This is a genomic window from Pseudomonas sp. LBUM1673, assembly GCF_059695645.1.
Genome location: NZ_CP166780.1, coordinates 6579277 through 6593690, shown reverse-complemented (window position 1 = coordinate 6593690; position 14414 = coordinate 6579277). Strand labels below are relative to the sequence as shown.

The following is a 14414-nucleotide window of genomic DNA, read 5'->3' as shown; positions in this document are numbered from 1 at the left end:
AACTTAAAAGAGAACACAACTATGCTTTCCTCCCGTAAACCTTTTGCTTCGCTTTCCAAGCGTAACTTGCTGCTGATCGCCGTCGGCTTCAGCACCGTACTGACCGGTTGCGCGACGTCGCCAACCTCCAAGGTCGCGTCAAGCACCAAGGTCGAGTACTACCCGAACTGCTACGAGCCGGTGCAGCACCTGCGTGCCACCGATTCGAACATGACCAAGTCAGTCGTCACCGGCGCGGCTGTCGGCGCTGTCGGTGGTGCTCTGCTGGGCGCCCTGACCGATTCCGAGAACCGTGGCCGCAACGCCGCCATCGGTGCCGCGGGCGGTGCCCTGGCGGGCGGCGCGGCCGGTTACTACACCGAGCGTCAGAAGCAGATCGCTGATGACAACCTGCGCATCGCGTCCTACGCCACCGACGTCAACAAAAGCGCCGCCGACATCGACCGCAGCACTGCGTACGCCAAGACTTCGCAGCAGTGCTACCAGAGCGCGTTCACCAAACTGGTTGCCGACCGCAAGGCCAAAACCGTCAACGACACCGAAGGCCGCAAGCGCCTGGCAGAAATCGTCGCTGGCCTCAAAGAGTCCAACGACCTGATCGTCGCGGTTAACGGTAAAGCCAGCGAAGACCTGAACAACTACACCCAGGCCTACGAAAAAGACCTGCAGCAAGTAGGCGTGCAGCGCACCGATGTGGTCACCGTGGCGACCGCCGACATCACGCCGGTCGTGGCGCCGACCAAGAGCAAAAAAATCGTGAAACCGGCGAAAAAACCGGTGCTGCCAACCGTGCCGAAAGAAGCGGTCACCACCGAGAAAACCCTGCAGACCGCACAAGCCAAACAGGCGGAAAGCAAGCAAGTGGCTAGCGCAGGCACCACTCAGGTCAACAGCATGTGCAAGAACCCGGACCTGGGCGACTGGGCACCGGTGCCTTGCCCGAATGTTTGATTGAGTTTCTGTAGGTCTTTGAGCATTCCCACGCTTTGCGTGGGAATGCTCTGTACTGGCTACACCTTGGCGCTATGCGCCGCCATCTCCAGCGCTTGTAAATGATCCAGCGCTCGCGTCACCAACAATGCACCCCGTCGGTCATGCGGCTGAGTGCCAAGGCTATAAAGCGGCGTGAGCCGTCCACATCGTCGGCGAGGTCGGCGACGATGGCGCTGATGGAATGAACACCCCTAGAAAGAGCAGGATGTTAACGGCGGCGAAAGCACGCTTTACCAGAGCCAAAATCCACCGCGAGGCAATCAGGTTCAATCGCCAACTGAAGGTCGTCGAACAAGACTCCCAAATTATCTTTGTCGGGCAAGGTGTCAGCCTTTAGCGTCAGGGTGTTGCCTTCGACATGCCAAGTCCCTTTGGCAATACCGTCAGCGCTTCCATAAGTTATCCCTCCGGCAAAAGTGCCGTCCTTTCGCAGCAGCAACTCCGCTCCCATTTCCATTGCACCGTGCAAGAAATAATGCCCGTCCAGCGAACTGGACTCTGCTGCGGCGTAAGCAAGGGGCTGCCACATAAACGCTGCGAAAAGTAATGTTCTTAAATCCATGTATTTGCTCTCCTTACCAACTTCCATAGGGGATACCGAATTTGTCGATGTAGGCTTTGGACTCCGGCTCAAGAGGCAAGGCGTAGCGACCTTCGTTTTTGCCTTGAGACGGACCTTGTTTATTGACGGTGCCTACGACCCGAGCAATCTCGACTGCGTCCAGGCAGGCACCACCAAGCCAGACCTTGGCAATACCGCCCGGCGCCAAACCAATGCCGATGTTGTCGCGGGATTCGGTGATCCATTCGGCGCCAAAATGGCAAAAGGCTTTTTCAGGTTTGCGCATGATCTCCCGGGCGGATTCGGGAATGACGATGTAGGCCTCGTAGGTTTGCGGTTCAGCCAAGGATTGCCAACGTACGTAGATCAGTCGGGGCAGGTCGGCACCGGTGACATACTTGCCTTTACCTGCACCATTACTGCTTACCCAGCCTCTGGCGATACCTTGATTTTTCGGAGGTGTTGGAACAGAAGCGATACCGCCTCCTGCCCCCCGAAACACTCGTTCCTGGATATCCACCACATCCGCTGTTTCGATCCAGACCTCCATATAGGCTGGTGCTGAAAAGCCCAGGAACCAAGGCAATTTGTTAGCCGGTTGAGCGAAGCTTTGCGTGCAGCCAGCCAACAGCAATCCGAAAAACAGACCTGCGCCTTTTTTGGTAAATCGGGCGAAGTTATTCATCGAGATGCACCACCCGTTGGTTGTGTTTGGTCGGTCGGTTGATAAAAACGATGTTCATGTCGCTGCTGTTCAGGCCTTTGGCTGCGTTCCAGTTAGCGGAAAGGTGGATGTAGCGACTGCGTAACCTGGCCCGGACAGGCGTCAATGGCTGAACACGCTAACAAGGCACTTTGATGATTGATGTAGGAAGGGGCTGGAAGCCAAGCCTGAAATTTCCGCATTCAAAATGTTGGGTGCATAAATTGTTATAAATTTGATGTTGTTTTTTATTTGGTTATTGGTGCTCGCCGAATTGTTTGCCGGCTCGTTGCGCAGTGGAAAACGGGCGGCGGCGCTGATGAGTTAGATCCAGTCGGCCAAGCTCAACGGGCATGATTCATATGCTTATTTGAAGGACGTCCTCACTCGCCTGCCGACGCAGCGGGCGAGTGAAATCGGGGAGTTGTTGCCGCATCGTTGGCAACCGACTTAGTTACGCAATACGGGATGCCCGAACGCTTACGGCCTTCCGGCGTAGGAAAGGACGTATTCTGTAGGAGGTTTCCTTCAAGCTGTAGCGAATTACGTGAAGTGGCGAAAGCTCAGGGGAACAACTTAGCTTTAGATGGTCCTCAGGCACTTTTGTCGGACTCTGCCCTTTCACACGCTAGGAGATGCCTCGTGAGTCGCTACAAGCCAATTACTGGAATAGATTGCAGTATCCCAGCGTTATTGATTGATACCCATGCGCCAATTGATGTGCTGTATGAAAATGCTGATCATCGAATTAGGCTCGCAACGCAGTTTCTTGAGGCTCTAATTCATCAGGAAGCTTCTTTCGGGAAGCCCATTTTGATACAGGAAATTTCGGATGTGCTCGTTCTTTTGTTGAGGGACGGATGCGATTTGATGGATGTCATTCGCAGACGTCTGCTGGATACAAATAGCATCTGAAGTGTTCAAGGAAAGCGAGCATGAAAATCAAAGTAAAAGTAACCGATGCTAACCATGAAGACGTACTGTGCGAATCACTGCAAGAGGTCGAGCAAGCGTTTCGCAATCGGCACGATAACGGTGTTGTCACCGATGATGGTGGTGCTGGTACTGATTGGATGAACGAGTACCGACTGGAAATCGTCGAGGTCTAGGAGTTGCATCGTGATCTTCAATGTTCGTTCGAAGCAGGTTGAAATAAGAGCCGCGAAGCGTTTTCGGCTGTTGCCCGGTGGGGACTTTTCTGAGCCAGATCACGTATTGATGAACTGGCTGGGTGTGATGGTCTGGATCAAACCTACACCGCCGAAACTGGGTGCATAGGAATGGTGCGGATCTGCCGCCCAGGTACACCTCAAGCCCCGCCGTAAAACGTGGGGCCGAGGCCGTAGGAGGGGGGTGAATTTTTCGCGTCCGCGTAAATGAAGGTTGTTGTAGCAATGTTTGATCACGAAGTGCGATTCCGGATCAAAAAAGGGGACATGAAGTCCCCTTTCTCTATTCGTGGTTTCGCTACGCCTTAGTCCGATGCTCCGACTGGTGACCGAAGAAGCCAATAACCTGACTTGTTCACATTCGCCAAGTCCCATCAATCCGAATCCGGACAAGGGATTTGCTGTACGAACAGTTCGGCGATCCCGCCCCTTACATCGCGCTGAAAATCCTCAGCGAAGAATTTGCCGAATCGCCGGACGCCAGTGCCTTGCTCTACAGCGAGTTCGCCCTGACCCGACGACTGCGCCACGACAATGTGCTGCGTTTGCACACCTATGAAGTGGACACCGACTGCCAGCGCGCCTTCATCACCATGGAACTCATGCGTGGGCTGACCCTGGACAAATTACTCTGCGAGCGGCCTCTGGGTTTGCCGTGGTTCGAGCTGCGTGACATCGCGCTGCCGCTGCTCGACGCGCTGGCCTACGCCCACGCTCGCGGCGTGTTGCACGGTGATCTGAAACCGAGCAACGTGATGCTCAGCGAAGAGGGCGTGCGCCTGTTTGACTTCGGCCTCGGCCAGGCGCAAGAGGGCATCTTGCCCGGCCTGCCGCACCTGAGCCGCAGCCGCTTCACCGCTTGGACCCCTGACTACGCCGCCCCGGAATTGCTCGAAGGCCAGGCGCTGTCGGCCAGTGCGGACGTGTACGGCATGGCCTGCGTGCTCTACGAACTGGCGGGTGGCAAACACCCATTCCGCCGCTTGCCCTCGACCCAGGCCCGCGACAAGTACCTGCAGCGCGAGCTGCAAGCACCGAAGAACTTACCGAAACACTGCTGGCCAGCCCTGCGAACGGCGCTGGCTTTCGATGCGGCAGATCGAACGATCACCGTCGCCCAACTGCGCGACGCTATGGGTGCCAAATCGTCTTGGCCGCAACGTCTGCGACTCCGGGCGACGGATGACTATCGAACAGGGACTTCGACCTGGAACTGGTCAGCGAAAACCTGGACCTCGGATCAGCAGGAAAGGAATGCCAAGTCCCAAATGCCAGTCAGTTAAGGCGCGGAATCTGTGGGAGCGGGCTTGCTCGCGAATGCGGAGTGTCAGGCGACATCAATGTTGATTGTGCCGCCGTCTTCGCGAGCAAGCCCGCTCCCACATAGATTGCGTTTAACCGGCAGGCATTATGCCAAGTCCTCTTTTCGCTACGCCTTAGCCCGATGCTCCGCCGGATTCGGCGAATCAATATGATCCAGCGCTCGCTCCACCAGCAACTGCACCCCATCCGCCATTCTGCTGAGCGCCAAGGCTACTGATCTTCGAGTGCCGTCGATGTCGTCAGCCAGGTCGGCAGCGATGGCGCTGATGGATAGCAGGTCTTCGGAGGCGTTGGCCAGGAGGGCTTCGGTGTCGATGTCGGGGGAGACGGTGAAGAGTCTGCCTTTGCGCTTGGGTTTGTCTTTGGGTGGTGGGGCGAAATGGTGGTCGAGGGCGCGTTCGGCGGCTTCGTGGAGTTTTTTCGAATCGAAGGATTCGTAGGGGGATGTAGATTCGTTTTCAGGAGGATTTGGTGTTGGCTTGAACATAGGTGTATTCCGATATGAATATTTTAAGGAGCTGACACCCGTTCGCTTGCATTCGAATGAGGGTGGCAGCTGTGCGCAGGTGTGCAAGACCGGGCATATCGGACCCCGGCAGACCCCAAAGGGACCTCCCGCGCACAGCCGCCATAAAGCGTTACAGCGAGCATTTAAAGGCTCGATGTTTGGCTAGGCGATTTGCGCGTCGATATGTACCGGACTTGCACGTCCGTGTCACCGTTTTTGCGGTGACAAATAGAGATTATCGGTGAAAGCGAGGGCCGGATAGTTCATGAACAGCCCGGCGTGTTGAAGGAAATGTCCGAGAGGTTTGAGGGGATCAAGATCAAAAGATCACAGCCTTCGGCAGTTCCTACAGGAGGGTCTGTTTTGTCTGCGCAGTGGCGGTGTTTCTGTAGGAAGGAATCACATGGCCTAAAGCTGTGGGAGCTCAACGGTCTCAAAATAAAGGCCATCAAGACAGTTGCTCCCACAGTGGATCAGGGATGCCTTAGCGCCGGCGTTTTTCCAGCGAGTATACAAACGGCGCAGTAATTTCGATGGAGCCGTTGTTCAGCATGTCGGCCGGTGGCTTGGGCAGCGGTTGGGCACGGCGGATCATTTCCAGGGTGGCCCGGTCCAGATCGGCATTGCCGGAGCGGTCCACCAGTTCGAATGACAACACGTTACCTTCAGCATCCACCACGAAACGCAGACGGTTCAAACCTTCCTTGTTCCGCATCTGTGCACTGGCCGGGTACTTTTTGTACTTGGCCAGGTGCGCGAGCAGGGTGCCTTGCCAATTGGCTTTGGCCGCTTGCTGCGCGGGCGATGGACCGGGTGCCGGCTGAGCGGATTTCTCCGTCGGTGCCTGGGTCGGTTGCGCGTCGCTCGGTTTTTCCTCGGAGGGTTTCTCCTTCGGTGGCTCCGGCTTTTTCTCCACAGGCTTGGGCGGTTGAGGCTTTGGCTTTGGCTTGGGTTTGACCGGTTTGGGCACGGCAATCTCGGCCTTCGGCGCTTCAGCGAGTTTCGGCAGCGGCAGTTCTTCTACCGGGGCCGGTGGCTGTGGCGGCGTGATCACCTTCGGCGGTGCGGGCGGTGGCGGGGCCGGAACCGGCGCCAGTTCGACCATCATCGCTTGCGGCGGTAGCTCGATCGGCGGGCGCGACGTCCAGTTCAGCGCCAGCGCAATGGCCAGCGCATGCACGCCCAGCACCACGGCCAGGCTCGCGCTGTAACGCGTCAGCTTTTGGCGCGTGTTGATCATTTTTTGGCTGCCGTCTCGAGTCCGACCAGGCCGACCTTCAGGTAACCGGCGGCGCGCAGGGCGTCCATCACGCTCATCAGGTCGCCGTAGTCCACGCCTTTATCAGCCTGGAAGAAGATCGTCGTGTCTTTCTTGCCCTGGGTCTTGGCGTCGAGCGTGGCGCCGAGGGTTTCGGCCTTCACTTCGTCTTCGCCGAGAAACAGGCGCTGGTCAGCTTTCACGCTAAGGAACACAGGTTTCTCTGGCCGCGGTGCCGGTTTGGCGGTGGAGGCGGGCAGGTCGACCTTGATGTCCACGGTGGCCAGCGGCGCCGCCACCATGAAGATGATCAACAGCACCAGCATCACGTCGATGAACGGCGTGACGTTGATTTCGTGGTTCTCGGCCAGATCGTCGTCTGCGCCTTCTTTCAAATGCAGGCCCATGGCCGATTACCCCACTTTCACCATGTGCGGTTGCGAGGTACTACGCTCGGCCGGCAGGTGGTCGAGATCACGGCTGACCAGCAGCAGGACTTCTGCCGAGGCGTCGGACACTTGCGCCTTGTAGCCGGCAATGGAGCGGGCGAAAACGTTGTAGATGACCACCGCAGGAATCGCTGCAACCAGCCCCAGCGCGGTCGCCAGCAGGGCTTCGGCGATGCCGGGGGCCACGACGGCGAGGTTGGTGGTCTGGGTTTTGGCAATGCCGATGAAGCTGTTCATGATGCCCCACACGGTGCCGAACAGGCCGACGAACGGCGCGGTGGAACCGATGGTGGCGAGCACGCCGGTGCCGCTGCTCATGTTGCGACCGCAGGCGGCGACGAGGCGCTCCAGGCGGAAGCTCACGCGCTCCTTGATGCCTTCTTTCTCGCGGCTGTTGGCCGACAGGCGCATTTCTTCCAGTGCGTCGTGGACCAGCAGGTTGGCGAGGGTGCCTTCCTTGGCCGCCGTCGCACTGGCTTCTTTAAGGGTGGCGGCTTTTTTCAGGTGGGCGATTTCAACACGCAGACGACGCTTGGCGCCTATCAGCTCGAAGCCCTTGGCGATCCAGATGGTCCAGGTGATGATCGAGGCGATGGCCAGGCCGATCATCACGATCTTCACGATGATGTCGGCGTTCTGGTACATGCCCCACGGCGACAGGTCATGGGCCATGCCTAGGGAATTACCTTCTTCCAGCTGCTCTTCCATCAGCTTTGTCTGTTCACCGAATTCAGCCAAAGCTTTTTGCACTTCTGGTGGCAGTGACGAGGTATCGACGCTGCCATCAGGGTTTCTCGGCACGTCAGGCGTGGCGTTAGCAGTTGGCACATTGGCGGCTGCGGGTACAGAGGCTTCATCGGCGAATGCGGCGGTCGGCGCGAGCATCAGGCTGAGCAGCAGGGCGGCCACTGCGCTCCAGGCGCGAGGTCGTTTGGTTGGCGAAGCGGGGAATTGATTGGGTGTCATGCTGGCCGGACCTGAGAAAAAAAGAAGGTAGATGTTCTTCCAGGCCTCGTGAGGCCGAGAACAAAAGTGGCGAGCATTATTGCAAGTAATTCTTGTTAACAAAAGTAATAGAGTATCTTTTTTTCCTTCATTGCTAGCCGCGTGTCCGTTGCCAGCGCTAGTCTGTAGCTTTCCGATGGGAGTTTTCTGATGTCCGCGCCTTCTGTTTTGATCGCCGGCTGCGGTGATGTCGGCAGTCGTCTGGCCACGCAATTGCTGAATTCGGGGTGGGAGGTTCACGGCTTGCGGCGTGACGTCTCACACCTGCCCCAAGGGGTGATTGGCGTTGCTGGTGACTTGTTCAATAAAGACTGCCCGGCGACCTGGCCAATCGGGGCGGTGGATTACCTGGTGTATTGCGCGGCGGCTACCGATCACGATGAGGCCGGATACCGCGCCGCTTATATTCAGGGTTTGCAGCACGTGCTGGAATGGCTGGGCGACTACGGGCAAGTGCCCAATCGGCTGCTATTCGTTTCCAGCAGCAGCGTTTACGGCCAGCAAGAGGGCGAGTGGGTCGACGAGAACTCGCCGACCGTGGCCGCTGGCTATTCAGGGCGTGTGATGCTGGAAGCCGAGCAAGTGGCACTTGAGAGCGGCATCCCGGCGAGCATCGTGCGCTTGACCGGGATCTACGGTCCGGGCCGAGAGTTTCTGCTGACTCAGGTTCGTCGGGGTTATCGCGTGGCGATTAATCCACCGTTGTACGGCAATCGTATTCACTCGGACGATGCGGCGGGGTTGATAGCGTATCTGCTGGAGGCGGATCAACGGGGGGCTGTGCTGGATGACGTCTATATAGGTGTCGACGACGCGCCCGCACCGCTGGCGGAAGTGGTGGGCTGGTTGCGTGAGTATCTGGGCGTGACGGAATGGGCTGACGACGCGAGCGTACGGCGTACGGGCAGCAAGCGTTGCAGCAATGCGCGCGCCAAAGCCTTGGGCTGGACGCCAAAGTACCCAAGCTATCGCGAAGGCTACGCCGCCATCCTCGAAGGCCGCTGCTAATCCCCAAACACCCCAAAACAACTGTGAGAGCGAGCCTGCTCGCGATGAGGCCCTAACGTTCAACATCTTCGTTGACTGTTATGCCGCCATCGCGAGCAGGCTCGCTCCCACATTGGTTCGGCGTTGGTTCTAGAGCCGGGTCACTGCTTTTCCAGCAACCACTTGCGATCACCCGGGGTGAACTGCGGCATTTCATCCGCCTGCGCGGTGTTCACCGCCTGGAGGATTTCCAGTTCCTTGCCTTTGCGCGCAAAGATCCAGGTGTTTCCCTGGCCGTTCAGTTGCAGCCACATGTTGTCGTTGCCGCCGCTCATCGACGCACAATCACCCGCCAGGCACAGGGCATAACGATCAGCACTCGGTAAACCGGCAATCTGGCCATCTGCCTGGAATTGCACGGTATTGCCTTCGCCGGGGCCGCTGACGATTTTCCAGCTGCCGCCCATATAGGCCGAGTACAACGCACGTTCGAAGCTCGCGCCAATCGGTGCGCCCTCCGGTACCTGGATCTGTGCGCGGTCGAAGACTTGCTCCGGCTCGTTGTCGTTGGCGGCCTGGCTCAGTTGCTTGCCATCACGCTTCAGCTCGCTGGCGGAACTGCCATAAAAGTCGACTTTCCAGGCGCCGGACTCTTCGCCCAGCAGTTTGCCTTCGACGTTTTCAAAACCATTGGTGTAGCGGGCCTGACCGGCCTTGGTGTTGACGTCCCATTCCAGGTTCGGACCATAGGCCTGGAGTGCTTCACGCAGGGGGCCGCCATTGGATGCAGCATCGATCGCCGACTGATTGATCCAGGTGCCGCTGATATCACGGTCGGCAGGGTCGCTGGCACAACCGCCCAAGAGAAGGGCAACCAGCGAGAGAACTAGCGCTTGGCGCATGGTGGAATCCTTTCAAAGCAGGATCGGCGCAGCCGTTAGAGGGCTGCGCCGGACACATTACTCGATGACCAGAATGGCATCCATTTCAACCTGCGCACCCTTTGGCAGGGCTGCTACGCCGATGGCGGCGCGGGCTGGGTAAGGTTGGTCGAAGTACTTGCCCATGATCTCGTTGACCTTGGCGAAGTGGCTGAGGTCAGTGAGGAAGATGTTCAGTTTGACGATGTCCTTGAACGAACCACCGGCCGCTTCAGCCACGGCTTTGAGGTTCTCGAACACCTGGACGGTCTGGGCTTCGAAGCCTTCGACCAGTTCCATGGTTTTTGGGTCCAGAGGAATCTGACCCGACATGTAAACGGTGTTACCAGCCTTGATCGCCTGGGAGTACGTACCGATGGCGGCCGGGGCCTTGTCGCTGTTGATAACGGTCTTGGTCATGTATGACTCCTTGTTAGGGGTAGGCTACGCGCGCATGCGGGTGATGCGGATCACTCCGGTCAGGGCGCGCAGTTTTTTGATCACGCGGGCCAGGTGCACGCGGTCGTGCACGCTGACCACCAGTTGGACCACGCTGATACGACCGTCGCGTTCGTCCATGCTGATTTTTTCGATATTACCGTCGGCCGCGTTGACGCTGCTGGCCAGCAGGGCGATCAGGCCGCGCTGGTGTTCCAGTTCGACACGCAGCTCGACGTTGAATTCGCCGGTGACATCCTTGGCCCACGAGAGCTGGATGCATTTTTCCGGGTTGTGGCGGATTTCGCTGATGTTGCGGCAGTTGTCCAGGTGCACCACCATCCCTTTGCCGGCGGACAGATGGCCGACAATCGGGTCGCCCGGGATCGGCGTGCAGCACTTGGCGTAACTGAGCACCAGGCCTTCGGTGCCGCGAATCGCCAGCGGGCCTTCCGGGCTAGGCAACTGTTCGCCTTCGCCGAGCAGGCGACGGGCAACCACATAAGCCATGCGATTGCCCAGGCCGATGTCTTCGAGCAGGTCTTCGATCAGTTCGAGGCGGTATTCGTGAAGCATCAGCTGCACGCGCTCGGCCGGGACTTTTTCCAGGGAGCTGTCGAAGCCGTTGAGTACCTTGTTCAGCAGGCGTTCGCCGAGGCTGATGGATTCGGAGCGGCGTTGCAGTTTCAGCGCATGGCGGATGTGGGTCCGCGCCTTGCCAGTCACCACAAAGTTCAGCCATGCCGGATTCGGCCGCGCGCCCGGGGCGCTGACGATCTCGACCGTGGAGCCGCTTTGCAGCGGTTCGGACAGCGGCGCGAGGCGACGATTGATCCGGCAGGCAATGCAACTGTTGCCCACGTCGGTGTGTACCGCGTAAGCGAAGTCGACCGCCGTGGAGCCTTTGGGCAGCTCCATGATCCGGCCCTTGGGCGTGAACACATAGACCTCGTCCGGGAACAGGTCGATCTTCACGCTCTCGATGAATTCCAGCGAGTTGCCGGCCCGTTGCTGCATTTCCAGCACGCCTTTGACCCACTGGCGGGCGCGGGCGTGGGTGCCTTTGGGCTGCTCGTCGCCGCTGGATTTGTACAGCCAATGGGCGGCGATGCCGTTGTTGGCCATCTCTTCCATTTCACGGGTGCGGATCTGGATTTCGATCGGTACACCGTGCATGCCGAACAGCGTGGTGTGCAGCGACTGGTAGCCGTTGGCCTTGGGGATCGCGATGTAATCCTTGAAGCGCCCCGGCAACGGTTTGTACAAATTGTGCACAGCACCCAGCACGCGGTAGCAGGTATCGACCTTGTCGACGATGATCCGGAACGCGTAAACGTCCATGATCTCGTTGAAGGCTCGACGCTTGCCGCGCATTTTCTTGTAGATGCCGTAGAGGTGTTTCTGACGACCGCTGACCTCGCCCTGAATGCCATCTATGGCCAGGCAGTGGCTGAGGGACTCTTCGATCTTGTTGACGATTTCCTTGCGGTTGCCCCGGGCGCGTTTGACCGCCTGGTTGATCCGCGCGGAACGCATCGGGTGCATGGCCTTGAAGCCGAGGTCTTCGAACTCTATGCGGATGGCGTGCATGCCCAGCCGGTTGGCGATGGGCGCATAGATTTCCAGGGTTTCCTTGGCGATCCGCCGGCGTTTTTCGCCGGATAGCACTTCCAGGGTACGCATGTTGTGCAGGCGGTCGGCCAGTTTGACCAGGATCACGCGAATGTCGCGCGCCATGGCCATGGCCATTTTCTGGAAGTTTTCGGCCTGGGCTTCGGCTTTGGTCTCGAAGTTCATCTGGGTCAGTTTGCTGACCCCGTCGACCAGTTCGGCCACCGTTTCGCCGAACTGCGCTTGCAGCGCTTCCTTGGCAATGCCGGTGTCTTCGATCACGTCATGCAGCATGGCCGCCATCAGGCTCTGATGGTCCATATGCATGTCGGCAAGAATATTCGCAACCGCGAGTGGGTGCGTGACGTACGCCTCACCGCTGCGGCGGCGTTGGCCGTCATGGGCTTGTTCGGCGTAGAAGTACGCTCGGCGGACCAGATTGACCTGGTCCTTGCCGAGGTAGGTCGATAAGCGATCGGCGAGGGCGTCTATGCTCGGCATGATGACACCTGCCGTTCGCTGTGACCCCGCGCCGTGCTACGTCGACCAGGCATGGGCTTATACTGCCTCGTTGGACTCGTCCTCGAACGCTGCGAACAGCGGTTCGTCTTCGACGATTTCAGCGTTGGCGATGAACTCGTAGCTCATCAGGCCTTCAGCGATTTCACGCAGGGCCACAACGGTAGGCTTGTCGTTTTCCCACTGAACCAGGGGCTCTTTGCCGCCGGTGGCCAGTTGACGGGCACGCTTGGTAGAGAGCATGACCAGCTCAAAGCGGTTTTCCACGTGTTCTAGGCAGTCTTCAACGGTTACGCGGGCCATGGTATTCCTCGGAGCGAATGCAATATGCGCGCTGCCCGGTTGGGCGAGCGGACTCAACAGTTTAAAAAATCACCAGCGATTAGGGAAGCGCTGATTTTTTGACCAAGCTCTTCAACGCGCTATAAGTGCCAATGTAAAGCCCTTGCAGCGGTTTTGGGAAGAGCTGTTTAGCCGAGCAATTCAGCCAATAATTTGCCATGACGCTGCTGCTGACGCTTCTGATGCAGCTGATTGGCGCGGAAAATCGCCTGCAAATCGCGCAGCGCGTGGGCGAAATCGTCGTTGATGATCAGGTAGTCGTAGTCGACGTAGTGGCTCATCTCGCTGACCGCTTCACGCATCCGGCCTTCGATGACCTCGTTGCTGTCCTGGCCGCGATTGTTCAGGCGCTGACGCAAGGCTTCCAGGGACGGCGGCAGAATGAAGATCGAACGGGCTTGGGGCATCAATTTGCGCACTTGCTCTGCACCCTGCCAGTCAATTTCCAGAATCAGGTCGTGGCCTTCGTCCAAGGTCTGCTGCAGATGGCTTTGCGAGGTTCCATAGAGATTGCCGAACACTTCGGCGCGCTCGAGGAAATCCCCATGCTCGATCATCTTCACGAACTCGCTGCGTTCGACGAAGTGATAGTTCACGCCGTTCACTTCACCGGGGCGCATGGCGCGGGTTGTGTGGGAGACCGAGACACGGATCTCCTGATCAGCGTCGGTCAGGGCCTTGACCAGACTGCTCTTGCCCGCGCCCGAAGGGGCGGAAATGATGTACAGGGTGCCGGTGCTGTGGGTCATGTCGGGTTTGCCTTACTCAATATTCTGCACTTGTTCGCGCATCTGCTCGATCAACACCTTGAGGTTGACCGCCGCCTGTGTGCTGCGCGGGTCGAAGGCTTTGGAGCCCAGTGTGTTGGCTTCGCGGTTGAGCTCCTGCATCAGGAAGTCCAGGCGCCGACCGGCAGCGCCGCCGGACTTGAGCACCCGGCGAACTTCGATGATGTGAGTGCTCAGGCGATCCAGTTCTTCGGCGACGTCGCTCTTTTGCGCGAGCATGACCATTTCCTGTTCCAGACGTTGCGGGTCGAGGTCGGCCTTCATGTCGGTGAAGCGGTCGAGGACTTTCTGGCGCTGGGTGGCGAGCATCTGCGGGACCAGCTCACGCAGGATCACCACATCTTCCTCAATGGACGTCAGGCGCTCGTTGATCAACCGCGCCAGCTCTGTGCCTTCACGCTCGCGGCCGGCCTTGAGTTCCTTCAGGCCCTGATTGAACAGCGCCAGGGCTTCGGCATTCAGCGCTTGCGGATCGACGGCATCGGCCACCAGCACGCCGGGCCAGGCCAGGACTTCCAGTGGGTTCAGCGCGGCCGGGTTCTTGATCAGCCCGGCGACCGTCTCGGCAGCAGCGACCAGTTGCGCGGCGCGCTCGCGGTCCACTTGCAATGGTTTGCCGGTGCTTTCTTCGGTAAAGCGCAGGGTGCATTCGAGCTTGCCCCGGGACAGACCCTGGCGCAGGGCTTCGCGGACCGCGCCTTCAAGGTCGCGGAAAGATTCCGGCAGACGCAGGTGGGGTTCCAGGTAGCGACTGTTGACCGAGCGCAGTTCCCAGCTCAGGGTGCCCTGGACGCCGGCTTTTTCGACGCGGGCGAAGGCGGTCATGCTGTGCACCATGG

The 14414-nt window shown here is 58.7% G+C and carries 16 protein-coding genes and 3 pseudogenes; 6 read left to right on the top strand and 13 right to left on the bottom strand.

Going from position 1 to position 14414, the window contains the following annotated elements:
• Positions 1-21 precede the first annotated feature (21 nt).
• Positions 22-951 carry a type VI secretion system-associated lipoprotein TagQ gene (gene tagQ / locus ACA044_RS30205; RefSeq protein WP_497444489.1) on the top strand — a complete coding sequence of 310 codons (930 nt, stop codon included), beginning with the start codon at positions 22-24 and terminating at the stop codon, positions 949-951.
• A gap of 59 nt (positions 952-1010) precedes the next feature.
• Here the strand turns inward: tagQ and ACA044_RS30200 are convergent.
• The 3 genes and pseudogenes from ACA044_RS30200 to ACA044_RS30190 all read right to left on the bottom strand — a co-directional run.
• Positions 1011-1189 (bottom strand): annotated as a pseudogene (locus tag ACA044_RS30200) (DUF6124 family protein); the annotation flags it as partial.
• Positions 1190-1201: 12 nt separating this feature from the next.
• Positions 1202-1555 carry a hypothetical protein gene (locus tag ACA044_RS30195; protein ID WP_497444488.1) on the bottom strand — a complete coding sequence of 118 codons (354 nt, stop codon included), beginning with the start codon at positions 1553-1555 and terminating at the stop codon, positions 1202-1204.
• Positions 1556-1568: 13 nt separating this feature from the next.
• On the bottom strand, positions 1569-2240 hold the full coding sequence (locus tag ACA044_RS30190; protein ID WP_497444487.1) for a DUF2931 family protein: 672 nt from the start codon (positions 2238-2240) through the stop codon (positions 1569-1571).
• A gap of 292 nt (positions 2241-2532) precedes the next feature.
• Here ACA044_RS30190 and ACA044_RS30185 point away from each other — a divergent pair.
• From ACA044_RS30185 to ACA044_RS30170, 4 genes and pseudogenes are all read left to right on the top strand, one after another.
• Positions 2533-2712, top strand: a pseudogene (locus ACA044_RS30185) (transposase domain-containing protein); the annotation flags it as partial.
• Positions 2713-2900: 188 nt separating this feature from the next.
• Positions 2901-3173 carry a hypothetical protein gene (locus ACA044_RS30180; protein WP_497444486.1) on the top strand — a complete coding sequence of 91 codons (273 nt, stop codon included), beginning with the start codon at positions 2901-2903 and terminating at the stop codon, positions 3171-3173.
• A gap of 20 nt (positions 3174-3193) precedes the next feature.
• Positions 3194-3367, top strand: coding sequence for a hypothetical protein (locus tag ACA044_RS30175; protein WP_497444485.1), 174 nt, complete (start codon positions 3194-3196; stop codon positions 3365-3367).
• A 446-nt stretch (positions 3368-3813) separates the two neighbouring features.
• Positions 3814-4605, top strand: a pseudogene (locus ACA044_RS30170) (serine/threonine-protein kinase); the annotation flags it as partial.
• 251 nt (positions 4606-4856) lie between these two features.
• Here ACA044_RS30170 and ACA044_RS30165 read toward each other — a convergent pair.
• The 4 genes from ACA044_RS30165 to exbB form a co-directional block, all read right to left on the bottom strand.
• Positions 4857-5237, bottom strand: coding sequence for a DUF6124 family protein (locus ACA044_RS30165; RefSeq protein WP_497444484.1), 381 nt, complete (start codon positions 5235-5237; stop codon positions 4857-4859).
• 505 nt (positions 5238-5742) lie between these two features.
• Positions 5743-6498 (bottom strand): energy transducer TonB family protein, encoded by a 756-nt coding sequence (locus tag ACA044_RS30160; RefSeq protein ID WP_497444483.1) that lies wholly within the window; start codon positions 6496-6498, stop codon positions 5743-5745.
• Entirely contained in the window at positions 6495-6923 is a 429-nt protein-coding gene (gene exbD / locus ACA044_RS30155) for a TonB system transport protein ExbD (RefSeq protein ID WP_007894651.1), read from the bottom strand. The genes ACA044_RS30160 and exbD overlap by 4 nt, the downstream gene beginning before the upstream one ends.
• A gap of 6 nt (positions 6924-6929) precedes the next feature.
• Entirely contained in the window at positions 6930-7931 is a 1002-nt protein-coding gene (exbB, locus tag ACA044_RS30150) for a tonB-system energizer ExbB (protein WP_497444482.1), read from the bottom strand.
• A 189-nt stretch (positions 7932-8120) separates the two neighbouring features.
• On the opposite strand from exbB, the gene ACA044_RS30145 reads away from it, so the two are divergent.
• The gene (locus ACA044_RS30145; RefSeq protein ID WP_497444481.1) at positions 8121-8978 is read left to right on the top strand and encodes an SDR family oxidoreductase; all 858 of its coding nucleotides are present in this window, start codon (positions 8121-8123) and stop codon (positions 8976-8978) included.
• Between the two features lie 140 nt (positions 8979-9118).
• Here the strand turns inward: ACA044_RS30145 and ACA044_RS30140 are convergent, their stop codons facing one another.
• The 6 genes from ACA044_RS30140 to ACA044_RS30115 form a co-directional block, all read right to left on the bottom strand.
• A complete protein-coding gene (locus ACA044_RS30140; RefSeq protein WP_497444480.1) occupies positions 9119-9859 on the bottom strand; it encodes a hypothetical protein in 741 nt (246 codons plus the stop codon).
• A gap of 57 nt (positions 9860-9916) precedes the next feature.
• Positions 9917-10297: a RidA family protein gene (locus ACA044_RS30135; protein ID WP_253546077.1), complete on the bottom strand. Its 381-nt coding sequence runs from the start codon at positions 10295-10297 to the stop codon at positions 9917-9919.
• A gap of 24 nt (positions 10298-10321) precedes the next feature.
• Positions 10322-12427, bottom strand: coding sequence for a bifunctional GTP diphosphokinase/guanosine-3',5'-bis pyrophosphate 3'-pyrophosphohydrolase (spoT, locus tag ACA044_RS30130; RefSeq protein WP_007934594.1), 2106 nt, complete (start codon positions 12425-12427; stop codon positions 10322-10324).
• Between the two features lie 57 nt (positions 12428-12484).
• Complete coding sequence (gene rpoZ / locus ACA044_RS30125) at positions 12485-12748, bottom strand: DNA-directed RNA polymerase subunit omega (RefSeq protein ID WP_003177259.1); 264 nt, start codon at positions 12746-12748, stop codon at positions 12485-12487.
• Positions 12749-12915: 167 nt separating this feature from the next.
• Positions 12916-13536, bottom strand: a complete 621-nt coding sequence (gene gmk / locus ACA044_RS30120; protein ID WP_497444479.1) for a guanylate kinase — start codon at positions 13534-13536, stop codon at positions 12916-12918.
• 12 nt (positions 13537-13548) lie between these two features.
• Positions 13549-14412 carry a YicC/YloC family endoribonuclease gene (locus ACA044_RS30115; protein WP_497444478.1) on the bottom strand — a complete coding sequence of 288 codons (864 nt, stop codon included), beginning with the start codon at positions 14410-14412 and terminating at the stop codon, positions 13549-13551.
• Between the last annotated feature and the right edge of the window lie 2 nt (positions 14413-14414).